The 25,649-nt window shown below is 47.7% G+C and carries 19 protein-coding genes and 3 pseudogenes; 14 read left to right on the forward strand and 8 right to left on the reverse strand.

Annotation, left to right across the window (positions count from 1 at the left end; translation table 11 throughout):
* Positions 1-64 precede the first annotated feature (64 nt).
* Positions 65-1,690 carry a putative polysaccharide biosynthesis protein gene (locus DNHGIG_RS05760; RefSeq protein ID WP_282198770.1) on the reverse strand — a complete coding sequence of 542 codons (1,626 nt, stop codon included), beginning with the start codon at positions 1,688-1,690 and terminating at the stop codon, positions 65-67.
* Between the two features lie 651 nt (positions 1,691-2,341).
* Between DNHGIG_RS05760 and DNHGIG_RS05765 the strand changes: the two genes are divergently transcribed.
* Positions 2,342-3,181, forward strand: a complete 840-nt coding sequence (locus DNHGIG_RS05765) for a YncE family protein (protein WP_282198771.1) — start codon at positions 2,342-2,344, stop codon at positions 3,179-3,181.
* A 285-nt stretch (positions 3,182-3,466) separates the two neighbouring features.
* Here the strand turns inward: DNHGIG_RS05765 and DNHGIG_RS05770 are convergent, their stop codons facing one another.
* The gene (locus DNHGIG_RS05770; protein WP_282198772.1) at positions 3,467-4,753 is read right to left on the reverse strand and encodes a helix-turn-helix domain-containing protein; all 1,287 of its coding nucleotides are present in this window, start codon (positions 4,751-4,753) and stop codon (positions 3,467-3,469) included.
* 279 nt (positions 4,754-5,032) lie between these two features.
* Positions 5,033-5,206: pseudogene (locus DNHGIG_RS21165) on the reverse strand (DapH/DapD/GlmU-related protein); the annotation flags it as partial.
* A 741-nt stretch (positions 5,207-5,947) separates the two neighbouring features.
* On the opposite strand from DNHGIG_RS21165, the gene DNHGIG_RS05780 reads away from it, so the two are divergent.
* The 3 genes from DNHGIG_RS05780 (at position 5,948) to DNHGIG_RS05790 (ending at position 8,377) form a co-directional block, all read left to right on the forward strand.
* Complete coding sequence (locus DNHGIG_RS05780; protein ID WP_282198774.1) at positions 5,948-6,625, forward strand: response regulator transcription factor; 678 nt, start codon at positions 5,948-5,950, stop codon at positions 6,623-6,625.
* Positions 6,626-6,683: 58 nt separating this feature from the next.
* Positions 6,684-8,072: a HAMP domain-containing sensor histidine kinase gene (locus tag DNHGIG_RS05785; protein ID WP_282198775.1), complete on the forward strand. Its 1,389-nt coding sequence runs from the start codon at positions 6,684-6,686 to the stop codon at positions 8,070-8,072.
* Between the two features lie 134 nt (positions 8,073-8,206).
* On the forward strand, positions 8,207-8,377 hold the full coding sequence (locus DNHGIG_RS05790) for an aspartyl-phosphate phosphatase Spo0E family protein (RefSeq protein WP_282198776.1): 171 nt from the start codon (positions 8,207-8,209) through the stop codon (positions 8,375-8,377).
* Positions 8,378-8,395: 18 nt separating this feature from the next.
* Here the strand turns inward: DNHGIG_RS05790 and DNHGIG_RS05795 are convergent, their stop codons facing one another.
* The 4 genes from DNHGIG_RS05795 to DNHGIG_RS05810 form a co-directional block, all read right to left on the reverse strand.
* Positions 8,396-8,737 carry an EamA family transporter gene (locus DNHGIG_RS05795; protein WP_282198777.1) on the reverse strand — a complete coding sequence of 114 codons (342 nt, stop codon included), beginning with the start codon at positions 8,735-8,737 and terminating at the stop codon, positions 8,396-8,398.
* Positions 8,737-9,117, reverse strand: a complete 381-nt coding sequence (locus DNHGIG_RS05800; protein WP_282198778.1) for a DUF2304 domain-containing protein — start codon at positions 9,115-9,117, stop codon at positions 8,737-8,739. Before DNHGIG_RS05800 ends, DNHGIG_RS05795 begins: the two co-directional genes overlap by 1 nt.
* Before the next feature lie 23 nt (positions 9,118-9,140).
* Positions 9,141-9,854, reverse strand: a complete 714-nt coding sequence (locus tag DNHGIG_RS05805; RefSeq protein ID WP_282198779.1) for a glycosyltransferase family 2 protein — start codon at positions 9,852-9,854, stop codon at positions 9,141-9,143.
* Positions 9,855-10,421: 567 nt separating this feature from the next.
* The gene (locus DNHGIG_RS05810) at positions 10,422-11,603 is read right to left on the reverse strand and encodes a glycosyltransferase family 39 protein (RefSeq protein ID WP_282198780.1); all 1,182 of its coding nucleotides are present in this window, start codon (positions 11,601-11,603) and stop codon (positions 10,422-10,424) included.
* Positions 11,604-11,705: 102 nt separating this feature from the next.
* On the opposite strand from DNHGIG_RS05810, the gene DNHGIG_RS05815 reads away from it, so the two are divergent.
* The 3 genes from DNHGIG_RS05815 to DNHGIG_RS05825 are packed head-to-tail and all read left to right on the forward strand — an operon-like array spanning position 11,706 to position 15,332.
* The gene (locus DNHGIG_RS05815) at positions 11,706-12,926 is read left to right on the forward strand and encodes an O-antigen ligase family protein (RefSeq protein WP_282198781.1); all 1,221 of its coding nucleotides are present in this window, start codon (positions 11,706-11,708) and stop codon (positions 12,924-12,926) included.
* Positions 12,923-14,581: a hypothetical protein gene (locus DNHGIG_RS05820; RefSeq protein ID WP_282198782.1), complete on the forward strand. Its 1,659-nt coding sequence runs from the start codon at positions 12,923-12,925 to the stop codon at positions 14,579-14,581. The genes DNHGIG_RS05815 and DNHGIG_RS05820 overlap by 4 nt, the downstream gene beginning before the upstream one ends.
* Positions 14,574-15,332 carry a hypothetical protein gene (locus tag DNHGIG_RS05825; protein WP_282198783.1) on the forward strand — a complete coding sequence of 253 codons (759 nt, stop codon included), beginning with the start codon at positions 14,574-14,576 and terminating at the stop codon, positions 15,330-15,332. Before DNHGIG_RS05820 ends, DNHGIG_RS05825 begins: the two co-directional genes overlap by 8 nt.
* A 47-nt stretch (positions 15,333-15,379) precedes the next feature.
* Here the strand turns inward: DNHGIG_RS05825 and DNHGIG_RS05830 are convergent, their stop codons facing one another.
* Positions 15,380-17,599 (reverse strand): YcdB/YcdC domain-containing protein, encoded by a 2,220-nt coding sequence (locus DNHGIG_RS05830; RefSeq protein WP_282198784.1) that lies wholly within the window; start codon positions 17,597-17,599, stop codon positions 15,380-15,382.
* Between the two features lie 652 nt (positions 17,600-18,251).
* Here DNHGIG_RS05830 and DNHGIG_RS05835 point away from each other — a divergent pair.
* The 7 genes and pseudogenes from DNHGIG_RS05835 (at position 18,252) to DNHGIG_RS05860 (ending at position 25,645) form a co-directional block, all read left to right on the forward strand.
* Entirely contained in the window at positions 18,252-19,229 is a 978-nt protein-coding gene (locus DNHGIG_RS05835) for a D-2-hydroxyacid dehydrogenase (RefSeq protein WP_282198785.1), read from the forward strand.
* Between the two features lie 227 nt (positions 19,230-19,456).
* Complete coding sequence (locus tag DNHGIG_RS05840) at positions 19,457-20,005, forward strand: GNAT family N-acetyltransferase (RefSeq protein ID WP_282198786.1); 549 nt, start codon at positions 19,457-19,459, stop codon at positions 20,003-20,005.
* A gap of 358 nt (positions 20,006-20,363) precedes the next feature.
* Positions 20,364-22,346, forward strand: a complete 1,983-nt coding sequence (locus DNHGIG_RS05845) for a methyl-accepting chemotaxis protein (RefSeq protein WP_282198787.1) — start codon at positions 20,364-20,366, stop codon at positions 22,344-22,346.
* A 295-nt stretch (positions 22,347-22,641) separates the two neighbouring features.
* On the forward strand, positions 22,642-23,544 hold the full coding sequence (locus DNHGIG_RS05850) for a class I SAM-dependent methyltransferase (RefSeq protein WP_282198788.1): 903 nt from the start codon (positions 22,642-22,644) through the stop codon (positions 23,542-23,544).
* Between the two features lie 256 nt (positions 23,545-23,800).
* A pseudogene (locus DNHGIG_RS05855) lies at positions 23,801-24,010 on the forward strand (transposase); the annotation flags it as partial.
* A gap of 64 nt (positions 24,011-24,074) precedes the next feature.
* A pseudogene (locus tag DNHGIG_RS21170) lies at positions 24,075-24,290 on the forward strand (DUF4158 domain-containing protein); the annotation flags it as partial.
* 671 nt (positions 24,291-24,961) lie between these two features.
* Positions 24,962-25,645: an HAD family hydrolase gene (locus DNHGIG_RS05860; protein ID WP_282198789.1), complete on the forward strand. Its 684-nt coding sequence runs from the start codon at positions 24,962-24,964 to the stop codon at positions 25,643-25,645.
* Positions 25,646-25,649 lie beyond the last annotated feature (4 nt).

Below are 25,649 nucleotides of genomic sequence, written 5' to 3' on the forward strand. Positions count from 1 at the left end.
TCTCCCATCTTCATCGTAACAGCTGAGAGAGGATTGTTTCAATATAAAAAATGCGACAGATCTTTCATCCTCGTGTCGAACGAACGGCAACACGATCCAAGATCCGGAGCAGATATTTACCGAAGAAAGGAATATAGCCGACTTCTTTGCGTTCAAGCCCACCGAGCATGAGCAGTGCCGCCATGTAGATCGCGAATCCCACCGGAAGTACGAGGAACAACACTACGGTAGAAAGAATCCGCTCGTTCGGAATGATCCCGACCAACAGAGAATGGACACCTTGACGCGTGAACCAAAGCGCGAGACCCATGATGGCGGAAGTGATCACGGGCCGTACGAGAAGCACACCCAGATGCAAACGAACTTTTGTATATTTCAACACGGCGCGCACATTCAAACCCGATGAAATCAAGTATGCGATCACCGTAGCATAAGCGGCGCCGATAATCCCGAAACGGGGGACGAGAAAAATATTGAACAGAAGTTTGCAGAATGTCCCGAACATCATATTGCCTACAGGCAGATAAAACTTTCCAATCCCCTGCAGGATATATGTAGTGACCAATTCATACGCGGCAAAAACGCTCATCAATGCGACGGATGCGACAACGGGAGCCCCTTGCGCGTCTTTAAACAACATGATGTTGATCTCGGTGGGCAAAGCGATCAAAATGGCCGCAGCCGGCAATGTAATCAGCGCGTTCAAACGGAAGGAAATCTGCACGCGCTCCTGCAGCAACTTCTCATTCTTTAAGGTGATCGCTTCCGTAATCGCCGGCATGAGCGACAAACCCATCGCCGTAGCAAAAGACAGGGGCAACTGAATGAGACGCAAGGCACGTCCCGTAAAGATCCCAAATTGTTCAGTCGCTTCGTCGATCGGCATCCCGGCTACATGCAACAGATTCGTAATCGTGAAGGAATCGACACTGCTGGAAATCGGCAAAACCAACGCTCCAAGCGAGATTGGAAGAGCATATTTCGACAGGTTTTTCACAACCGTCCACGAATCGAGCGCCACCTGCCCGGTCATTCGCGGCTCATAGCTTCTGCGCAACCGGCGCACATGGATATAGAGATAGATCAGACTGGCCAGAGCCCCTATCGCTCCTCCGAATGTCGCCGCGGCGGCCCCTTCTTTTGCCGTGTACCCGAGATGCAACACCCACCATGTGCCAAAAACGATGAAACCTACACGGACAAACTGTTCCACCACTTGCGAGTTGCCGGATGCCTTCATATGATGATTGCCCTGCATAAAACCGCGCATGGCGGACAATGGCGGTACGATCAGGAGCGCAAAAGCGATCGCCCTCATAGCAAGCGTGGCGTTCACATTCCCATCCCATTTGGCTAAATATGGTGACAACAGATACATCAGCAGGAACGTGACGATACCTGTAATGATCATCAAGCGGCTGGCAGCCCGATAGATCTGGTCCGCTCCGTCAAAATCGGAGAGGGCCACGCGCTCGGCGACCGATTTGGACATCGCGAGCGGAAAGCCTGCCGTCGAGAGGATCAACATGGTCGTATAGACGGGATAGGCAAACTGATAAAGACCGATCCCGTAGTCACCGATCATGTTCTGCAGCGGAACCACGTACACAACACCGAGTATCTTGGATATCAGCCCGGCAAGCGCCAGTGAAAACGCTCCCCGGACAAAAGTTTGGCTCTTTCCTGACATAAGTCCTCCTTAAAACAAGCATGACCTTATCCTACTATACTACAAAAGGGGAATGCTCTCTAGTTTAGATAATGAGTTAGGTATATGCATTCGCTCTTCCGTGTTTAACTTCAGGTAAAACTATCCCGACTTGCTGACTCCCAACGTTTTTAAAACCATTATCGAACACGTACTGAATCCCAATTTGAAAAAATAATAAAAAAATATTGATAGAATCCGCGATCATATTATTATCTAAAATAGATACTAACCGGTTAGTATCGATATTTTGAATGAGTATTTTCCAAATTCTTTTCGTGGGCGGGCGTTGATATTGATGCAGACGGAGGTTCTATCGTCTTTCCAGATGATATCTACAATTCTCCACATACCGCTCAAAGCTGGAGGGGCTAAAGAGCCCCTTTTTTTGTGAAGGAGGTACGTTATGTCCGCGAAAAAGTACACTCTCATATTCTTTTTATTCGCACTTATGATTCTTTCGGGATGTTCTAATCATAAGATGCAACTAGATTCTTCGAATCTTCTGATAAGCGATACTCATAACTTAGAAATTGTGAACTTGAACAATAATAATGATCGCATGGTTTCCAATGGTATTTTCCTACAAAATTTGTATTATGATGCCTTCAATAAAAAATAGTTTCTCCTGGTATGTCTTCAGAAAAACCGTTTTTCGGTTTACTATTTTTAACAAATGATCATTCGTTCGAATCAAAAAGTACAAAACCGTTTGTTCCTGTTCATTTGTATGCATACCGGAATATCTACTTTATGGACTCCGCACAAATTTTACACGATGAGAATATGCAAGTAACAGCACTAGGTTTTTATGACGTCCAAGCGCAAAATATCGTATCTACCATTCATATTCCAGGTGTCGTACAGGATATAACAGGGAGTGGAAACAAAGCTTTTGTATCAAGTTATTACCCTCCACAAGTGGCGATAGAAGACAAACTTCCAGAAAAGAAGTCAAACATTTACGAAGTTGACCTGGATACGAAAGCAATAAGACCCATTTTTAAAGAGGATCAAAAATATGTTCCGCTTAGGATCATTTCCGGGGGGCCATACATCTACGGAATCTTTCAAGGTGAAAGTGCCGATTTTTTACCTAAAGACGCTCCTAAAAATATACTCGTGAAAATTGACCCAAAAACAGGTACCCTTTTAAATCAGGTTAAACTCCTCCCATATGCTAAGGATTTAGTCCTCTCTTCAGATGGGAGAAATATCTTTGTAACGCATTTCGAAAAATTAGCGAGTGCGACTCCAATCTCTGTTCCAATCAGCCGAGTCAGCACCGAAACATTTGATGTAAAGGAAGTTACGGGTAATTTTCGAGCGTGCTCAATTGTATCCATGAATGGAAAGATATATGTAGGGGATGAACTCAATCAACAACTTACTGTCATCGATGAACAAACTTTACGGATCGAAAAGACCATACCGGTTAAGCTTAGTGCTATCTATTTATCGAAAACGGAATAAAAGACGCCGCGAACCCTTACACCCTTCAAAATCGGATCGCCATATGTTGTGGACCAATCACCGACTGGGTGTAATATTGAGTACGACGGCTCAGCAGCACGAAAGGAAAAACTACCGAAGTTTAACATCAAATACTAAGATCGCTTGAACGGCTTTTTGGTATTTATGCGGAATGCGTCCCAAAAGAAAAAACGCCTGATTCTCTCAGGCGTTACAGCGTGTAGACCAAGTACCTGTGGTTCCCATGTTCTACAAGCTGAAATCATGTACATTCTTGTTTTTTCATTACAAATATAGCCCTTTCATTTTTAAGCTTTCCTCCATTGCACGGGTCGCTTGCAACATCGCTGTATTGGCCGCTGCAAGATCGCCCTGTGACTGATAGATGTGGCTGAGTCGGGTATGGACATGAATCAGTTCCGAATAGAGGTTCTCTTTCTCGAAACGGGCAGCCGCTTGTGATAATGACGCAACGGCCAATTCGGCCGATTTCATCTCCCATGCCACCCTCCCGAAAATTTCTAGGGAAACCGCTTTGAGGCTGCTCTGCTCCGGAATCATCGCCAATCCGCGCTGACAGTATTCCATGGCCTGCTCGTAATCCCCCATGAAGGAATACAATTCGCCCATCCGTACATAGACGTAGCCCATCTGCTCATCATTTTCCTGCTCTTGATAGTCTTCCAGAACCTCCTGGTAGACTCTCTTCGCTTCCTCGTAATCCCCAAGCCTGCTTAGATAGATGCCGAGTTTCGTTTTACATTCGCCTACATTGGTCACGCGATGGTCGCTCTTGTACATGGTAATCGCGGAACGCGTGTAATCGGACGCTTTACGGAAATCCTCCAGCTTTCCGAACATGTCCCCCAGTCCCTCATAGGCCTTTCCGATTTCGAACAGTTCAGTCGTTCCTTGAAGTGCTGTGAGAGCATCTTCATAATATTCAATCGCATCTTCATACGGGCCGAGATAAGCGGTCGCATCCGCCAGTTTTCGCAACACTTTGCCTTTTAAGGCGCGATCCGCCTCGTCGAGTCGTCTCGTTTCACGTAATGCCTGTAACAAAAAGTGTCGCGCAAGGATATAATCGTTCCGCTGGATTTTGCAATAAGCCAACTGATCCAACACTTGAACGACCAATCGCCGGTCTTTATCGAGCGATACTTCACGATAGAGGGTCTCCAGTTGTTCGACCGCCTGCTCATAGTCTTCATTCTTCAAATATGCTTCCGCCAAATCGAACTTGACTTCGAATGACTGCATGCCAGGGGAATTCAACAGCTCTTTTAAGATTTCGATCGCTTTCTCATAATCCTGAGACTGCATCATCGCGCGTGCAAGCTTGTAACGGCTGTCCAGTTCCAATTTTTCCTGTATGTCATTCAGAAAATAGTCGATCGACACTTCCAAGCGCTTGGCAAGAGCTTCTAGCAGTTTGTACGAAGGATTCGCTTTGTCGGCTTCGATCTGGCTGATCATGCTGGGAGTGACCAATCCTTCAGCCAAATCCGTTTGTGTGTACCCTTTCTTAATGCGCAGATCTCTGATTTTCATGCCTAACGTTTTCGCCAACTTGCTCACCCGCCTTTTTCGAAATCTTCTATACATATATTGTATCATTCTTTCAGAAAAATGGAAGTTATTTTTGATAGATGATGCTTAATTTTCTTTAAAGTTATTTTATTTATGCAAGGTCAATATCTTCTTAAAAACGGCTTCTTGGGACAAAAAAAGACGTGATCATAGCGATCACGCGGAGGCCAATGAGGGATATGGTGATAGGTGTATTCTCATGATAAACCATATTTGCGGAAAAAGTATGGAAAAGCAACTTTCACGAGGCTCTTCCTTTCAGGGTTTCCACTTGATGTTTTCGCGAATCACGCGGGCCGGATTACCGCCGACCAATGTATTCGGGGGGACATCTTTTGTGACAACGGAACCGGCCGCAACGACCGCTCCATCACCGATGGTTACTCCTTTTAAGATCGTCGCTCGCGAACCGATCCATACGCGATTCCCAATCGTAATCTTTTTCGTGTTCGGACATCCGGGTTGGATGTGATGAAAATCGGTATCCATCAGTTGCACATCCCATGAGATGGCACAATCGGAGCCTATCTCGATATCCGATTTTACGATCACCCTTGAATTGGCTGTGATATAGCTGCGGTCACCGATTTTCAAGCGGGCGTTCGGCCCCACGAGGATCCGTACACCCGGACCCAAGCACACCTGTCCGTCGATCTCCAAAGTCCCGCCATCCGCAACTTGAATCACATTGCGGTCCAGTCCTTCTTGACCATTTTGCCCGATCTGTGTATTCATCCGTCCGACAATAAACTGTTTGCGAACGATCAAGTTTGCTGTTGGTGAAATCCTCCATCTCGTCTTCCAATGGGTGAACACCGGCAGGGGCACAGAAATGCTCCCCACGCGAAGACTCCAATACAAACTGTAAAGGTAAGAAAACAAGTCGCCTTTCAGAATCCGTTTGCTCACACGTCTGAATATGCCTTCCCTGCGGGATGAACGCTCTTCACATTCGGAACGCATAAGTGTTGCACCTTTCAAACCTGACAACGTCATATCCTCCCTTGTTTCAGGCTTTTCATAATGAAATGGCAGGCATTGAGTCAGGTGACGTATGTCTACCAAATGATTAAATCCTTAATGATCATATACCCGAAATGTGTCTGTGAGATGTCGAGTTTGTCAACTTACGAACAAATCGCTAAGATAAACTCATATGAAAGGAGGGCAACGATGCAGACTATCCTGCTTGTTGAAGATGAAAAGCCGATCGCCCGACTGTTGCAAGCCTATCTGAAACAAGCCGGCTACCAGGTCGTTGTCGCCAGTGACGGTGTGGAGGCGATCGAGATCTTCGCTCGGGAAAATCCTGCCCTAGTGCTATTGGATCTGATGCTTCCAGGTCAAAATGGCTGGGTGGTTCTGGAGGAGATTCGCAAGCAGAGCAGTTGCCCAGTGATCATGCTGACCGCAAGAGGAGATGTCAAGGACCGGATTCGCGGCTTCAAGGAGGGGGCGGACGATTACATTCCCAAACCGTTCGACCCGGAAGAAGTGGTGGCTCGTGTACAAGCCGTGTTGAGACGTTCGGTCGGTTTGATCGAACAAGATATGGTGCAGATTGGCCGACTGACCGTCGATTTTTCCGCGCGTACCGTTTCTCTCTCCGGAGAACCGGTTCCCTTGGCCCCGCGTGACTGGGAACTGCTCGCTTTTCTTATCCGCCATCCCAACCAGTGCTTCACGCGAGATCAACTGCTCGATCACGTATGGGGGATGGACTACAGCGGTGGTGACCGCGCCGTCGATGTAGCGATCAAACGATTGCGCCAATCCCTGAGAGACTGGCCGCCATCGGAAGGAGAGATCGTCACCATCCGCAGAATGGGGTATATGTTACGTGTTTTCTAAAACAACAAAACCATCCGGCCGCAGTGTTTCCCTGCTGCGTTATTGGACGACCCGCTACGTGCTCGTTTTGCTCGGCAGCCTGTTCGTTATCGGTGTGATCGCCATCTATTGGGTACGCAGCAATGCATATGAACAAAGTTTTGAATTGATGGAACTAAGGGCTTTCCAACTTGCCGACCTCTGCGCACAGGTTCTGAACGGCCCCGGGTCGCTTGAAAAACTCAAACACCTCAAGGAAATCCGCACCAACCGCTCGGTCATCCAACTGATGGATCATCAGGGGCACTTGTCGATCCTCTCTAACGGGAAATACGAAGAGATCGCCAGTACCTTGCCTGATCACACCCGTTTGTTTACCGAGATTTTGCATGGCCAATCCACAAGAGAAGTGATTCCGGTGGACGGACAAACATGGCTTCGTGTCGGTGTCCCAATTCCAGAAGAAATTCCTCATGGCAGCGGGCTTTTTCTTTCGGTGCCGGCAACGGATGTTCTGCCCAAATTTGAGCAGCTTTACGGACCGATCGCTTCCCTGATCGGCTCGGTCGCATTGGCCGGGTGGCTTGTGATCTATTTTCTCTCGCGAAAACTCACCTCTCCTTTACGTCAGGTGGCAGAAGCGGCACAAATGATCGCAGAAGGCGGTTACGACCCGGATTTGCCGAAAGAAGTCAAAGAGAGGGAACTGCAGCAATTGATCACCTCCTTTCGCGACATGGCCGAACGATTGAAACAGCTCGAACAAATGCGCACCGAACTGCTCGCGGGCGTCTCCCACGAATTACGCACCCCGATCACTTCGATCCGAGGGATGATCCAGGCGGTACTCGGAAAGGTGGTCACGGATGAAGAAGCGGACGAATTTCTACAGATCTCGCTCGAAGAAGCCAAACGCCTGCAAAAAATGGTCGAGGATTTGCTCAGTTTTTCTTCGTTCGAAGCGGGGGCCATTCCGCTGCAAAAGAATCCTGTGGAACTGGCCGCACTGGTGGAAGAAGTCATTCAGCAGCTCCGCGTACTCAGCCAATTTGCCGATGTGCGCATCGAGCGCGATCTCCCTGAGAACGCTGTGTGGATACAAGGGGATGCGGGACTGTTACGCCAGATTCTCATCAACCTGCTCAACAACAGCCGCGCCGCCTCTCCCCCTGACACAACCATCCGTGTTACCCTGCGCGAACGCGACGGGCAGATCGAACTCGATGTACAAGATGAAGGCCGCGGAATCCCGCCGGAAGAGCAGCCGTTTATTTTCGAACGTTTTTATCGCGGAAAAAACGGCCAGAAACAAAACCGCGGCCTCGGCCTCGGCCTGACGATCTCTCGCATGCTTGCCCAGGCACATGGCGGAGATTTGGTACTTGTACAGACGTCGCCCGCCGGTACCACCTTCCGTATCATCCTGCCCGTTTTTCCGCATCGTAAACAGCACAAGGCCTCTCCCTGATAAAGGAAGAGGCCTTGTTTTCATTTCAAAAAAATTTTTCTCGACTTCGACAAATATCAACAACTTTTTCGGCAGCGTTCAAGTATACTGGTGCTTGTGTTTGAATTTTTATGATTGATTTTGAGGGGATCAGAATGGATGAACACATATTGCAAAAGATCATCGAACAGTTACAATTCGAACTGATTCAGTTGGCTGCGGAAAAGAAAAGCCTCACTGATGAAACGGTTATCGCCAAGAGTCAGTTGTTGGACAAATATTTGCTGATCGCTCAACGCGAAAAGATGAAACAGGTATGCCGTTAATCGTTCAAGACGCACTGATTATCGCACAATCAAAGCTACCCCGATCATGATCACCACGACTCCCATCCAACGGGTGAAAGAAACAGGTTCATGAAAGATCAGCCACGCGGCGATCACCCCGAATACATACGAGAGACTCTGCAACGGATAAGCCACGCTAAGATTCACACGGGACAGGACGCCAAACCACAAGCCGGTCGCCAATACATACAAGAAAAGCCCTGTCAGGATCCACGGGGATAAAAATACTTGCATCCAATTGGACAGATGGAAGCCCCCTGCTTGTTCCAAGCCCATTTTGAAAAAAATTTGCCCAACGACAAGCAACAGTACATTGAGCAAAAGAAGCGTATAAACCATTACACAACTTTCCTTTCGCCGGATGAGGACGGTTCATGTTTCTTGGAAGGCGCGCTCAGTTGCTCTTTTAATAGCGCCACTTCCTGCGTCAAACGCACAACCCGGTCATTCAGTTTCGAGATCACCACAGTTAAATGCAAGATGAGTGTAAAACAAAAGATCAAACCGAATAAAAATAACATCGACGGCGCATAATAAATATGAAGATAAGAAGCCATTTTTTCCACAAGCGAACGGCTGGATGACAAGACAATCAAAACGAGACCTACCAGAAGCCACAAAAGCGAATACTGCTCTTTCAGTCGCTTCCGCCGCACAAGATCGAGAACGACGAAGATGAAGACGACCGAAAAAGCGATCGCGAATACGAATACATCCATTCCGATTCCCCCCTCGAATACGATTACGTTTTCGTGATCGTAGGTTTGCGCAATACATTCATCACGAGCGCAAGCCCGACCTTTACCATGTAATACACAGATTTCAGCGGTGTGATCGACGAGCGCCCCGCCTTCCTCTCTTCCATTTCCACAGGCACTTCCCGGATTTTGTACCCATTCAGATGAACGAGTACGAGCGCTTCAACCTCCGGATAATCGGTCGGGTAGTTCTGTGCGAACAGACGCATCACATTTCGGTTGACGACGCGGTAACCGCTCGTCGTATCGTACACGGGTTTGCCGATGATCAAGCTCACCATTTTTGAGAGAATGATCATCCCGATGCGCCTCGTCCACGTGGAGCGATAGCGGGTTTTCTCCACATAACGGGAACCGAGAATCAGATCGGCTTCCCCCTTTTCCAGGTGAGTGAGCAAACGCGGAAGATCGGCCGGATCGTGCTGTCCGTCCGCGTCGATCTGCACGGCCGCGTCATAGCCGTTCCGATAAGCATACAGGTAACCGGTCTGCATACCGCCGCCGATTCCCAGGTTAAATGGCAGATCGACCACTTGCGCGCCCGCCTGCCGAGCGACCTGGGAAGTCGCATCCGTTGACCCGTCGTTGACGACCAACACATCGACAGACGGGACGGCACGGCGAATCTTTTGGATGACATGACCAACGCTCTTTTCTTCATTATAAGCCGGGATGATGACCAGGACTTTCTTGGACATGATGCGGCCTCCTTTCTATATAGAAATTCAGTGCTGGGGAGGGTGTAATGCTTTGCGCGTAATAGCGACTCAAGGTAGCCACTCATTGCGCAAGCGGCACCATCAGAAGAGTGAATAATGTCTTTGGGGAGGCGTAATGCTTTGCGTGAGACAGCGACTTTGGAGGTCGTCTCGCAACATATGATCATATTCCGTGCGAGACGACCTCCACGGAGCGCGAACGCAAAGTATACGCCCAACAAACTACACATTTTCGAGATAGCCACTCATGCCGCAAGCGGCACCATCAGTGGATGATCGTTTCATGTGCGGGAAGAAAAATGTAAGGCTGCCACAAGCAACGAAATTAGCTTTTGGGTGGGTGTATCGCTTTGCAGCGTAGAGGTGAGTGGAAGGTCGTTCCGAAACCGCTATTAATAACCCAAGCGGAACGACCTTCATCGAACCCAAGCGCAAAGCGATACATCCACCCAAGCACTCATTTTCAAGGCAGATGTCTCGCACAAAGCATGCGCCCACCAAACCACACACTTTCAAATCAGCTGTCTCACACAAAGCTAACTTTCACTACACGTTCCCCTCCTGCCTCGTCAATAGCCGGGCGAGGACGATCGCTCCCCCCATGATCAGAAACGGCATCATCGGAAACGCATAGCGGGTCAAAGGCAAGAACATCAATTGAATCCCCGTCATGCCGATGAGAATGAACGCGAAGAGACGAAGTTCGCGCCACACCCAGGCGAGAACAACGCTCAACCATCCTATCACGACGATGGGCAGATGCATGGGAATGAGACTATCAAGGAAGCCTGCGTGCGGGATATCGTACCAAGGGCCACGGAACATATACCACCATTTCCCGACGGTAAACCATTTGATAAACAACCAAGTTTCCTGAGTAAAACCTTCCCGAATCCTCTTCCAGGCGAGTGCGCTCTGATCCACCCCTTGCAGATTTTTAAAGAGCGCGTCCCCTTCACGGAAATACGGGTCTGTCCCTGCAAGCAAAGGATTGCCGCTTTGCGTGGCCAATAACACCAAATGCCCCAGCGATTCCAGATTGCGGATCCACCAGGGAATCATCACGAGGACGAACCCGAGTCCCGTGGCTGTCAAGAGCCAGAGGATGTTCCTACACCTTTGGATGAAAAAATGATAGAAAAGCGGAAGAATGAGCAGAGGCGCGCTCGCCGGACGAACCAGCACCGATAACGCGAAAACCCCGCCGCTGAGAAACGTCCATCCGACCGACTCCTTCTGCATGCCGAGCAAAAACAGATACACGTAAAGCATAAAGAGAAATACAAACAATGTTTCCGTCAATATGGCAGCCGGTGACCAAACCATGCTGACATAGAAAGCGGAAACCAGCGCTGTGAGCATGGCTGCCGTTACCCCGTGCAAACGGCGGACGATCAGATAACTGAGCAGAATCGTCCCGACTGACAGCAAGGCCTGGATCCCGCGCACTTTCATTAATGGGCTGCCTGCACCCGCCCAAAACAACTTATAAATCATGGCGAGAAACAAAGGATATCCCGGCGTGACATACGCATCCGGCCCGCCTCCCCAGTAACTGTAGACCCCTGTCGTCAAGAGGCGGCGCACCATCGCATCATAATTCTTGGCATCGCCGAACAGAGGAGGTTGTTGTACTTTCACAAGAAAATAGAATCGCAGTAGAAGCGCTGCAAGCAAAATGAGCGAAACGAGAAACCATTCCCCTCGCAGCAGCCTTGTCTTCGCCATGTGCTCCCTCTTTTCAACAGTATTTCGCGAACATTATATCATAATCAACTTTGGCTATGATATAATCGACGGGGTATTTGTCAGGGAGGAGGGGAATTTTTTGTGAAAATAGACACATATAAGAACTGGGGCATCATCGCACTGACCTGGTTCCCGCTCGTTGACTTCGCGTTACGAAAGATACCGATCGTGGGAGTCCTCGGTTCCGTATGGGACAAGCTGATCCTGATTGTCCTCGCTGCTCTGGCTTTGAGACGCTATCTGCTGGGGGAGCGGATCGAACAGTTGCCGTACCACCGTGTATTGATCGCCTTCATTCTCCTTGGAGTCGCTTATCTGGCGATCGACCTTTCAAGTTTCGCTGTCGATTTTGAAGGATTCCGTGCGGTATACTGGTACGCTTTTTACGTGTTTGTCCTTCCCTATTTTATAGATGAGAAATTCGCCAAAACGCTCGTGCGTTGGAGTCTCGTGGCAGCATTATTGATCAGCTTGCACGGGATTTACCAGTTCATTGTGAAAGCGCCGATCCCAAGCAACTGGGTGGATGCGGGGGAAACTGTGCGCACCCGCGTATACTCTGTTTTTGGCAGCCCCAATATTATGGGCAGTTACCTGATCCTGATGTTCCCGACGGCGGCAGGCATGGCATGGGCCGCACGTTCACGGAAAGAACGATTGTTCTTTGCGTTGATCGCCGCCGCGACGTTAGCCGCTCTCGTGTTCACATATACGCGCGGCGCTTGGATGGCACTCTTTGCCGCGCTTGTCATCATGGCTGTCTTGTTTGACAAGAGACTGCTCATTCTCATCCTGGTAGCGGGTGTGGCTGCATTGTTCGTCCCGGCTATTCACAAGCGCGTGTTTGAACTGTTTACACCGCTTTATTGGATGAAAAGCGCCAAAGACGGACGGATTTTCCGTTGGTTGCTCGCATATGACATCATTCGGCACAACCCGCTGTTCGGCGCAGGACTCGGCCATTTCGGGGGAGCAGTCGCCGCAAGAAACTTCAACGCTCCCTATTCCGACAACTATTATGCCAAGACTTTGGGGGAAATGGGGATCGTCGGTCTGAGCACTATGCTCACTCTGTTTGTCACGGTGATGCGCAACTTGTATACAAGGATTTTTAAACCTTTGCGCGTTCACCAGGACTGGCCGCTCTTGCTAGGGATGTTCACCGGCTGCCTCGCCGTTTTGGTGCAATGCGCGGTGGAAAATGTCTTTGAAGTGCCTGCCATGAACTTCATGTTCTGGCTATTCGTCACCTTGATCGTGATTATGACGCGCGCTTCAGGAAAGGAGGAAAGCAAGGAATGAAAGCGAATGGGATCCCATCATCGAGACGATCGAGCATCCTTCCGATCGTTCTGCTTGTGCTCTATGCCGTCTTCCTTGTGACCTTCTATGATTTGGTCGTCATCCCTCTCGCGTTGGATCTCTCCTATATCGGGTTTCTCATGATCGGCGCGGGAGCAGTCATCAGCTGGTTCGCCATTCCGAAAGCATGGAGACGTACCTTTTCCTTGTTGACTTTGCTGATCCTGCTTCTTTGTTATGGAGTCAACAGCATCTACTCCGACTCGCTGGCATGGCGGTTCGTCGAATTTCCGGTGATGTTTGCGATTCTGGGGTGGATTGCTTCTCGATACGCGAAAATTCGCTGGACATACACATTGACCCTGCTCGTATCGGTAGCCGTCCTGCTGGCGCTCATCCCTTTGGGAAGCATGCCTTTCTACAGCAAGTTCGGGATCGCGGCGAAAAGCGATCAGTTGGATGCACGCCCGCTGTTTCCCCTATATCCGCTCGTCAACAAGGGGAACGCGATCTATTCATTAGGCGACCTGCCTAAAACGGACGAACAGGATACGTTGCAAGAAGACGAACAACAACTGGAACAAGTCAAAAAAGGGTCGAATGCTTCCTCCACACTCCGCGATTGGTTCAGCCGCTTGTTCGGCAAGAAGCCCGTCGATCCGAATGCGGTTGCCGCACGCATCAAGAAACAACTGGAAAATGTCGACGTCTTACAGTTCACTCCGGATACAGGGTACAAAAAGGAACCCGCCACGCAAGCGGAAGTCGCTTCCCTGCCTTTTTCTTCGCTCGGGCTGGCAGGCTTCCCTTACTATTCATCCAGTTGGAGCGTGGAAAACGGTGTGGTCAAGCAGCATTTTACGCCTGTCGATGATCCCAAACAGGTGCTTACCAGTTTCTTTGATCCGTTATCCATCACTGTCGCCATGGATGAACGGGCCGCTCGCTCGGTGAAAGAGAGCCGCAACAACTGGAATGATAGGTTTGGCCTGCATACAAACGTGGAGATTCCGGGTGCGACAATCATCGGCCAAGGCAAGTTTCTACCGGGTACCGGCACGCAACTGGTGATCGAAGGAGCGAACGAATTGAAACTTGTGGATGCCAGCCATCCGGATGGACCAGCGCTCGCCACGTGGAAAGGAACATGGGTAGAACCTTTAACGAGCGATCTGATCATCGCCGATATCGACGGAGATGGCCTGGACGAACTTCTGATCAATACCACGCCGGCGAAAATCTTGAAATTGAAACCTGACCACACATGGGAAACGTTATGGCAAAGCGGCCTGGCGAAAGAGAAAGATTCGTTCCGCTTTGAATTTGTAAGCCATGACCCGAATCTGAAGAAACCTGTGATCATCGCGAATGACCCGAGTCTGATCCGCGATGTGAACACCCGATATCTTACGGCTTATACGTACGACAACGGTCAATTGAACCGTGTATGGCGGATGTATAAGGAGAATATCGTCTTCCCGCACCCGATTTCTGCAGATCTGTGGGTGACACAACTGTACGGTACACAACAATTTTTCGTCTTGAAGTCTCTACCCTATCCTGTCGTGCCTGTACTTGTTGGGTTGTATGGGCTGTTGGTGCTGGCAGGTTACGGTTATCAATGGGTGCAAAGGGGGAAAGGCCGACATGCGTAGAATCCGACCGCTAATGCTTCTTGTCATGTTCTTTGCGGTTTTATCGCTCGGCGTGAGCGGATGCGGTATCCACTATACCGCCCCCAATGCACAAGAGGCGCCGTCCCAAACGGAAGAAAAACACGTGGATCCGAACGGATGGTCCGCGATCCTGGAAGCAATCAACAAAAACCAAACGGTCACCAAGTTCGGAATGAACGGCAATCTCTACGTGCGTGAACGCGGACGTACCCATCTCTCTTCCATCTACGGCAATGTCATCTTGCCCGATCAGATCGTCATGTCACAGTCGGTCGACGGCCGTTCGTACTATATTTTTCAAGACCAACATTCATCCTATTACCGCGAAGACGGAGCGTGGCGCCCGAGCTCGCGCGTCAAACTGCCTGACATCTGGGCATCGTTGGAGCGCCTGACGAAGATGAATCCGCCGACCGTCTATCGCTTAAAGGATCAGATTCTGATCAGTTCGAACACACATGTGTACCAATTGGAAGCAGATGCCGTGCCTTTGGCGGGATTCCCTGTTCCCGAAGGAAAATCGGTCCCCACGCTGTATACGTTTTATATTGACGCAAAAACGCATTACTTGATGAAAATCGAAATGGAATCCGTCAGCGGCGTCGATGATGTAGGCACATTCGTAACCAATGCGTCCATTCAATTTTTCAGCCTGAATGATGACAACTTGAAAGTGGAAATGCCTCCGGAACTGAAAAATCAGTTGAAGGAAGAGGCGAAGAGAAAATAGCGAAACAAACGAGGCTCTGCCGTTCTTTGCAGGGCCTCGTTTTTATGTCACTTCAAACCTGCGTAATAAGGCGGATGACTGTTTTTCAAATGCTGTTGCATCTGTGACACGACATATGCGATTTGAGCGCGTGTGACTTTCTCAACCGGATGAAAATGCACGCCATCTCCCGACATCAGCCCCAGTGCTTTGACAATCGCGATACTCCCCAGGTATGGATCATCTTGCGGGGTGAGATCTTCAAACGGTTTGACAAAGATCTCTTTCTTCGCGGAAAGTTCTCCGTATCCGAGAGCATGGGTTGCCAAATCCGCCAATTCTTCGCGCAGGATGGGCTCATTCGGGTGAAACTCTTGCAGATTTTTGGGGAGCCATCCCATCATTACGGCCGATTCGATAAATTCGTAGTTCGGGTCTGTCGGCAAGACGTCTTGATAAGAGGATTTGGCCACGGCATAACGGGGGAACGAAAGCCCCAGAACGAACGCGCGCACCGCTTCTCCACGGGTTACAACCGCATCCGGGTGCACCTTGTCGCCATCCAGCTTAAATACGCCCCTGTTGACCATTTCCTGCAGTTCCTTCTCTGCCCAATGTCCCTTGATATCGCTTACTTTCCGGTTATCGGCCGGTTGGCCCCAAGGAGTCAACCATTCCCCGGAAATCGCATCCAAGCGAGATGCAGGATCTGCGGCTGCCGGTGCGTAAACCAGAAGAACATTTCCCCATTTCGGACCGTTCCCGGACTCGCTGTTTTTCTCCATCAGACGTACATATTGGAGTTGCAGTGGGAACTTTTCCAAGATCTTCGCTTTCGCCGCTTCCACAGACATCGCTTGCTTCGGATCCGGATAGGGAACCGATTGATTTTCCGGAAGTCGGTTCATGGAATGATATTGTACGACTTTGCCAGTTTGGCCATCGACAGTGAGGTCGATCGTTTGATCGTCCGACAGGATCCCGTTGACCAGATGGCCAAAATGGAAATTGTAACCGTTCATTCCTTTAATGTCCGTAAATGCCGGTTCTTGATTCAAGAGAGCAAATGAATGGAGTTGGGTCGGCGCCGCTTGTTTCACAAAAGCGATCGCTTTCTCGCGCGCTTCTTCCCTGCTCAGTTTCGGCGTCTGCTTCTCATCAATCGGAGAACCCGGAGTGAATAAATCGCGCAATTCTCCAGTGTTCGCATCGACCGCGATTTCGATCGTCCCGTTTTTGGGATCTCCTCCTTTCATCCAGGAGAAGCGCCAGACTTTGATCTGATTGTTTTGCCATGTGGTGAAAGAAGCGTTTTGTAATGTATAGGAGGAATCGATCATCGACGCATACCCTTTGGCCAGTTTCAAGGCTGTTTCTTGATCGACATTGCCGTTTGCAGGAGCTGGTTCCGCCTTGTCCGCCAGAGGAACCGTCGGTTGGCTGGGTTGGAGTTCTTCTCCCGACTGTGTGATCATTTTTCCGGTATGGGCATCCATGATTGGAAAGCCACCCGCGCCGAAGAAAGGCAGCTGGTTCACTTGACTGGTGTATATTAGATGCATCTCGGGGGCTGACGTCCCCGGTTGGATGACGCTTTCATACTGTAACTGCAGCGGCAGTTGAGCGGAATACAAAGTGGCCGCTTTTTCCTTATCGATCACGGATTCGGCTTTCGGAAATTGATCATCCGAGAGAGACCATGTGAAATTATAATTGACGAGATTACCTTGCCCATCGATTGTTATCGTAAAACCGTCCATCGGGAAGGGAATCCCATTGACCGTACGCACAAAACGGAACGAATACCCGCTCATTCCTTTCACGTATGGCATGTTGACAGCTTCTTGATCCGTGGATATTTCTTGTACAAGAGCAGCCTTGTCCGGTTCGAGTTTTTGTATCCACGCTTTGGCCTTTGCTCTCGCATCATCGCGCGTTACCTTCGTTTCGCCATTGGATGAGTCTCCCCACATGTTTAGCGAGACGATATCGCCTGTCTTCGCGTTCACAATCGCGTGAATGCTTGCATGATCGGCAAAATTGTTTTTCGCCCAGGTGAAAATCCAAACCGAATTGTTGACCCCCGGCATTCCGAAATGATCATCGCTTTGCACGGACTCGAGTTTGTAATCATCTGATATCGAGAGAATTTGTTGCACCTTTTTCATCGCCTGGTCTTGTGTCAAAACAGACGTTTGTGCAGAGTCCGCCCCCGCCAGTGTTGGTGATGCAAACACAAGCGTCATGGCCAATGTGACGGCGGCCCATTTCCTGTTTCGTCCCCGCATTGATCTCTTCACCTCGCAAAAAATGTGATCCTACAATGAAAACTAGTGCTTAGGTGGATGTATCGCTTTTCGCTTGGGTTCGATGAAGGTCCAGAGGTCATATGCTTCGCGTTCATGCTCTGTGGAGGTCGTTTCAGCAGGTATATGCATTGCGCTCATGCTCCGTGAAGGTCGTCTCGCATGGAATCATAATCAAATGTTGCGAGACGACCTTCAAAGTCGCTATTACGCGCAATGCATATACCCTTTTACGTCCAAAGGAAGCGAGACGATCTTCGAAATCGCTGTCTCACGCAAAGCATATGCCTATTAACGGTTTAAAGGAAGCGGAACGACCTTCCACTCACCTCTGCGCTGCAAAGCGATACCATCCACCCAAAAGTCACCCTGTAGCTTTTGGCAGTCTTAAACATTTCTTCTCTACCAAGAAACTTTTCTTCTTCTGATGGCGCCGGTTGCGGTATGGGGGTATGAGAAAGCGCCATACACAAAATTGGGTGACTTTTCTAACAAAAGTGTAACATATAGGCATGGTCGAAGTATATCAAATGATGGAAGATGAAAGAAAAATGATAGGGTATAGGAATCCTCGAAGCTTCATAGAATAATTACTTATTCGTCTGATTCATTGCGTTACGAGGTGGGGAAGCGTATGAAGATAGTCGTGTTGGACGGTTATACATTAAATCCAGGAGATTTAAGTTGGCATTCATTGGAGGAGCTTGGGGACGCAACGATCTACGAGCGTACGCCCGAAGAACGGATCATTGAGCGTGCAAGCGGCGCCGAAATCGTGCTCACCAACAAAACGCCTTTGAAAGCGGAGACTCTCGCAAAACTGCCAGACCTTCGTTATATCGGCGTACTGGCTACCGGTTACGATATCGTGGATATACAAGCGGCCTCCCGCAAACAGATCGTTGTCACGAACGTTCCAGAGTATGGAACAAAATCAGTAGCCCAGATGGTATTCGCCTTGCTTTTGGAGTTATGTAACAAAGTTCAGTTACACAGTGATGCGGTAAAAAGCGGAGAGTGGGCAAGAAATCCGGACTGGTGTTTCTGGAAAGCCCCTCTCATTGAGTTGGCAGGCAAAACGATGGGGATTATCGGTTATGGCCATATCGGTGAGCAAGTGGCTCGCATTGCTTTGGCCATGGGTATGAATGTCGTAGCGAATCGGCGATCGGCTAACAAACATCACCCTTTTGTTGATTTGAAGGGACAATCGTTTCAATGGGTCGATCTACAGGAGCTCTTACGCATCTCTGATGTAATCTCACTGCACTGCCCTCTTACCCAAGAGACGAAAGGTCTTATCAATAAGGAAAGCTTGAGACTGATGAAGCCTACGTCTTTTCTCATCAATACGGCACGCGGGGGTCTCGTCGTCGACGCGGATCTTGCCGACGCGCTGAATCATGGCGTGATTGCGGGAGCAGCGTTGGATGTCTTGTCCAAGGAACCGCCTGGAAACGATAATCCGTTGCTGACGGCAAAAAATTGCTTGATTACGCCTCATATCGCCTGGGCATCAAAAGAAGCAAGACAGAGGTTACTGGAAATTGCCGTGAACAATATACAAGCGTTTTTGGAGGGAAAACCCGTGAATGTGGTAAACAAGGATTGACGGAAAAACAATTTGATATGAACGACATTGTGTACTTCAAATAGAAGCCGAGAACACATCGAGAACTGAGCTGCGAGACACAGGTATGGTTGCTGCTAATCTCGACATACCTTTTGAAGGTTGGGTACGATTGCCCTTTTGACTGGGAGCATGCTTAGGTATGAAGAAGAGGGCCATCACCACAGGATTCCTGTGGTGTTTTTATGTGAAAGAAGGGATGAGGTAAGATGAAATTGGTGGGACACAAAATCTATTTGCGATTTTTAGAGGCCACAGATGTGGGGGCGTTGGCAGAGATGCACCGTAGAAACCGAGAATTTTGGCAACAGTATACCCCAGAACGGACCGAGGAGTTCTATATGGAGGAATATCAGTTAAATCGAATCCAAACCAGCTTGGCGAAGATGGAAAGAGACGAGCAATACACGTTCGGCATTTTCCTCGTCGGTACTGATGAACTGATTGGCATCATTGAGTTAACTGAAGTAGTACGTGGTCCTTTACAGACATGTTGGCTAGGCTATTATGTAGATCAATCGCACAACGGACATGGCTATACTACTGAAGCTGTGCGCCTGATCGTTGACCATGCCTTCGAGGTTCTCAAGTTGCACAGAATCGAAGCAGGGGTCATGCCACATAACATCGGGTCGATTCGAGTTTTGGAAAAGGCAGGATTCCATAAGGAGGGGCTTTCCAAGAAGAACGTGAAGATTAACGGGAAGTGGGAAGATCATTTACACTTCGCTATCGTGAATCCCAATGATTCAGAATGACTAGGACGCCCCAATTTTTCTAGTGAACCGGTGCAATTCCCGCATGCTTAGAAAATGAAATCCCCTATCTGAGAGATAGAGGAAAAATAAAGGGTTTCGGGTAGGCAATAATATTTTACTATTTTATAAATAATCAGATAATATAGCGGTACATGACGTCTTTCTTTTTCCTAACGAGAAGAATCTAATTTTGTAAAACACTCATGATTTCAAGAGAAATAGACAGGAATCACTATAATCCAAAAATTTATTTAGTTTATTTGCTATTCTAAGACTTTATTTTCTCTTAACATATATTTTATATCATTATATTGTCTATCAATTACATAATTAATTATGGATCAAGGAGGTAACATTTTTGAGAAAAGGGGTTAAGGGTTTGTTTTCATTCGATGTAAAAAAGAGATTGATCCTGTCATTCGCGATCATTCTGATCATTCCCAGTATGATCATTGGTTGGGTCTCCTATCAGACGGCGAAAACCAAAGTCGCTGTCGAGATTCAACAAGCTGCTGACGAGAACGTTAAGCTCATCAACCAAACGATCAATGAGGCTATCCAAGCCAAAATGCGCGATATTGATTACTTTTCACAGAGGGTGAATCAGGAAGATCTCAACAGTAAAGATCATCTGCCCGTGAAAGAACAACTGGATGCCTATGCCAAACTCCATCCGGATCTACTTTCAATCTACGTGGGAACAACTACCGGAGAATTTATTCAATCCCCGAAACTCTCCCTTCCTTCTGGATATGATCCCCGCAATCGGCCTTGGTATCAGATGGCCATGAACCATAAGGGGAATATCATCATCACAGAACCTTTTTCGACTGCCAGCACCGGCCAAATGACTGTGACCATCGCGAAAACGTTGCAAGACGGATCCGGGGTTGTCGCGCTTAATTTGAACCTGCAATATTTATCAGATGTCGTGAGTCAGGTAAAAATCGGAAAAAACGGATATGTATTTCTATTGGATAAGACGAGTAAGGTGATTGTCCATCCTGCGATGAAGCCGGGTACCGAAGCGAAAGGCTATGAATCGGATATGATGTCCAAACGGGATTCCGGTGTCTTCGATTATTTATATGATGGTCAGAGCAAGTACATTGATTTTGTTAGCAACAAAACGACAGGGTGGAAAATTGCCGCCACATGGAAGGCGGATGAAATTGACGCAGCCGCTTCATCCATCTTTCACACGACAATGCTTGTTATCGTTCTTTCCTTATTTGCAGGCGCAGTCATTGTCTGGCTGATCATTCGCTCCATCTCAGGCCGCTTCAAAGAATTGAACGATGCGGCGGAGAGAATCAGTCAAGGTGACCTCACAGAAACGATACAAGTGAGGGCGAATCATGAGTTTGACAAACTGGCCATGGCCTTTAATCACATGAGTGAATCTCTACGCACAATTATTAATCAGGTGCAGGAAACCGCTGACCATGTGGCGGCTTCTTCTATCGAGTTGAGAGCGAGCGCCGAACAAACGAGCAAGGCAACGGAACAGGTGGCTATGGCGATTCAAGAGGTAGCCAGCGGTACGGAGAACCAGACGCGAGGTGCCGAAGAGAGCGCAAAAGCGATGGAGGAAATGGCCGCGGGTATCAGTCGCATCGCTGAAAGTTCATCCATCGTTTCTGAGGTGGCTTCTGAGACGATGCAACAGGCGGAAGAAGGCAACCGTTTTGTTCAAAATACGGTTAAGCAGATGAATGCGATCAGCGACTCTGTCAAACGTTCAGAAGAATCGATCTTGCACCTGGTGGAGCGTGCGCATGCGATCGAAAAAATCGTCGAGTTGATTACAAATATCGCTGACCAAACCAGTTTGCTTGCACTCAATGCGGCGATAGAGGCGGCAAGAGCTGGAGAATCAGGCCGCGGATTTGCCGTTGTCGCGGATGAAGTGAGAAAACTTGCCGAACGAACGGCTGAATCGACAAAACAGATCACCTATTTGATTGAAGAAACGCAGAAAGACACGAAATCTACAGTGGAATACATGGGACAAGTGAAAAAAGAAGTGGAATCGGGCCTTTCCGTGGCACAAGAAACGGAACAGAAATTCGTACGTATTTTCGAATCAATGAACCGAATCGCCGGACAAATCCAAGAGGTTGCTGCAACCGCTCAACAATTGTCGGCCGGAACGCAACAAGTAGCCGCTTCCGTAGAAGAGATGGCACGCGTATCGCAAGAAACGGCGGCACATTCGCAAAATGTTGCGGCAATCACGGAAGAACAATTGGCTTCTATGGAGGAAATCGGTTCCTCTGCAGCAAACTTGGAAAAAATGGTGGAAGAATTGCAAAGCCTCATGCAACGTTTCAAAGTCTGACTAAAAAAGCGGGGAAATCCCCGCTTTTCTATCATACTTCCGAGAATGTCGTCTCAAGCATTGTTGACCTCGTCAGCCTTTGCAAAGAGACCAGCATGAGCAGCGCCTTTAATCTCTAAGAATTCACCATGGGGCATCTTCTCGGCAGCTACTCGAAATAAATGCTTGACAAAATTTTATTATTGTGGTATTATTAAATTTTAATGATTGACACAATGGTTAGGTTTGGTATACTTCTTTTTAGATGCTATCTCTCGGTGCCTAAGGAGATAGGCTCTAAAAGGAGGATATTCAAATGAAAGAAAACCAAGTCAGTCTTACTGCAATAATGACCGCCTACTTACGTGCCTACCATGCCATGAATGATACCCCAAAAATTTTTGATGACTTTCTAGCCTATCGTTTGATACCAGAAGAAAGACGTGCACTCATTGAACAAGGATTTTCTAGGGCTCTCCAAATTCATGTTCCTGAAAGTAGCTTGGCAGACTCCGACCAGGCGACAAATGCCTTGCCGTCTTTATTGCAAGCCATGGGGTTACCTCATGTCCTTAGCCGTTCAAGATATACGGAAGATAACCTTGATCAGGCTGTAAAAAAAGGGGTGGAGCAGTATGTGATACTCGGGGCTGGGATGGATACCTTTGCTTTTCGCCGACCGGATCTCCTTAGTCAGGTTCAGGTATTTGAAGTTGACCACCCGGCCACACAAGCCTTCAAACGTAATCGACTGGCTGAATTAGAATGGGAAATCCCATCAAATCTTCACTTTGTACCTGTTGATTTCACAAAGGAGAGTTTGGCTGATGCACTCAAGGGAACTTCGTATGACTTTCAGACTAAAAGTTTTTTTAGTTGGCTAGGGGTCACCATGTACTTAACTCGAAACGAAGTGTTCGCAACGCTGCGTTCCATTACCGATATTGCCCCCGTGGGCAGTGCGGTTATCTTCGATTACTTTGTACCGGAAGAAGCTACTCCACATATGAAAGAGATGCAGGAGAATTTACGAAAGATAGGCGAGCCGATGAAAACGACCTTTGACCCGTCAACACTGGCTTTTGAACTGGAACGTTTAGGGCTCCGTCTTCACGAGAACTTAAGCCCATCCGATATCCAAGAACGCTATTTTCAGAGTCGAACGGATCGTTATTATGCGAGTAAACATGTGCGCTTTGCGTGGGCAGTCGTAGAGTAAAAAATATGTTCTCTCATATTAGATGATTATTAACGTCGGGTTGAGTGCTCGGCTTTTTTTATATATGAGCCTTTTGCATTATTCCTATCCCTTATGCCGTAAGGCATAAAACAAAAGAAAAAAGGACTTTACCCCAATTTGTAGAAAGTTCAAGTGACCAAACTCAATTCTTTCCACAGGAGGTAAAGTCACTTGTATATTCTACAACAAACTCTGTTTTCCTTTGAAGATTGGATGAAACTTGAGTCTCAAGAGACATAGAAACACAAAACCGTGGCAGGAATTATACAAGAAGCGTACGAGTGTAGAACGTTGTCATTCTCGATTAAAAGAGTATCTTACGGCAAATGATCTTCATGTGAAAGGGATCCGCAAAGTAAAATCTCACATGTATATTAACGCAATCGTTCTATTGGCTTCCGCCTTAGCCATGACCAAAGCAAACGCATACAAAAATGTAGCTTAAAAACGGTATTGGATTCGTATAAACAATTTTTTCTGGAAAATATAGGTTTTTGATTAAGAGCATGATGTCTTTCTTTTTGCCTAACGGCAGAAAACTAATTTTGCAAAACGCTCATATATATGAAATTCCAAAAGAGATGGGAGATCGGGAATTAACCCGCTAGTACCGGTTATCGGATGAAGAATTAAAAGTAGTCGATCAGCAGTGAGGAGCAGCTAACCGATTAGGATTCGCTGTGCAGATTGGTTACTTGCGTTTTTCCGGTCGTCCCCTGGCAGCAATATGGGTGGAAAGTACACTATAATTGGCCGTTCTCTACCGCCATGCCTACTTCATCGATAGAAACCTGATCACCAATATGCTCTCCTTAGAAACTTCTATACTGGCTACTAAGAATAACTAAATCATCATAATTATTGAAATCATTTCTATATCATTTTACTTATACTTAACCTTGTTTTTATTTTGTATTCAAGAAAGAAAAGTATCATTCTAAGTGAGAAGTGAATACAAGTTTCTTGGTTGGAGATTTGGAGAAACCTATAGCGAGATACATCTGTAAGGCACCTATTTTTGTCCTTAAGATCTTGCTATAGGTTTAATTGTCTCATAAGGAGGGAGCACAATTTATTGAAGGAATGATATGCTCGACTGACTGCGAACAAGAAGGCCGCTTTAGTGTACTTGAACATAAGTTGAGCGGGATTTTCTCACCGTAAATATCGGCGTGTTTATGCTTTGGAAAATGGATTTGCCTCCTGTATGATACGAAACCAGATGCGATCGTAACAGTTCCCGGCTTCGTGCCAGATATGAAAGCGAAGAAATAATTATACACATATTCTGTCCATTAAAGATTGATTGTTGAAAATACGAAATCCAATGCAGACTGCAAACGGTGCCTTCGCTGTTTCAGCAGGAAACCAAAATTATGGAGGGCCTATCTAACAGATGACGAGGTATCATTCAATTCTTTTTGATCTGGACGGCACATTGCTTGATAGCCGAAAATCGGTCATTCAGGCGACTTATGAAACAGCTTGCAAGTTTCTACCCGAACGCCTAAGTTATGAGGATATAAATGCAAGGTTTGGAGAACCTTTTTCTGAATTTGTATCCTTTGTCGGGCTTGAAGCACAAGCAGACGAGCTGCTTGCTTACTACATGGCACAAGTCGAGAAAAATCATGACCGTTTGGTTCGACCTTATCCATTTGTGATTGAGGGTATTGCACTGTTACGTGAAAAGTATCAATTAGCAATTGTAACAAACAAGGAACGCCGCTTAGTCATGCGAGGGTTAAACCATTTCGGACTTTCAGATGCCTTTGATGTGATCGTCTGCATCGATGATGTTCAACATGGAAAACCGAGCGCGGAACCGATTCTAAAAGCGATATCGCTGTTAGGTTCTACACCTGACCGTTGCTTGATGGTTGGCGACACGATATTTGACGTCATGGCAGCCGAGAATGCAGGAGTAGATTGTGCTCTTTTGAGGTACGAGGAAAGCGGATTGGCTGAACAAGCTGTCACATACGAGTTTTACAAGTTTCAAGATTTGGTCAACTTTCTCATCACTGAAAAAAATCCAAGTATGCTAACGGATGTTCGGTCAATTCCTCAAATGAGCTGAGTTT

It is taken from the genome of Collibacillus ludicampi, assembly GCF_023705585.1.
GTDB classification, from domain to species: domain Bacteria; phylum Bacillota; class Bacilli; order Tumebacillales; family BOQE01; genus Collibacillus; species Collibacillus ludicampi.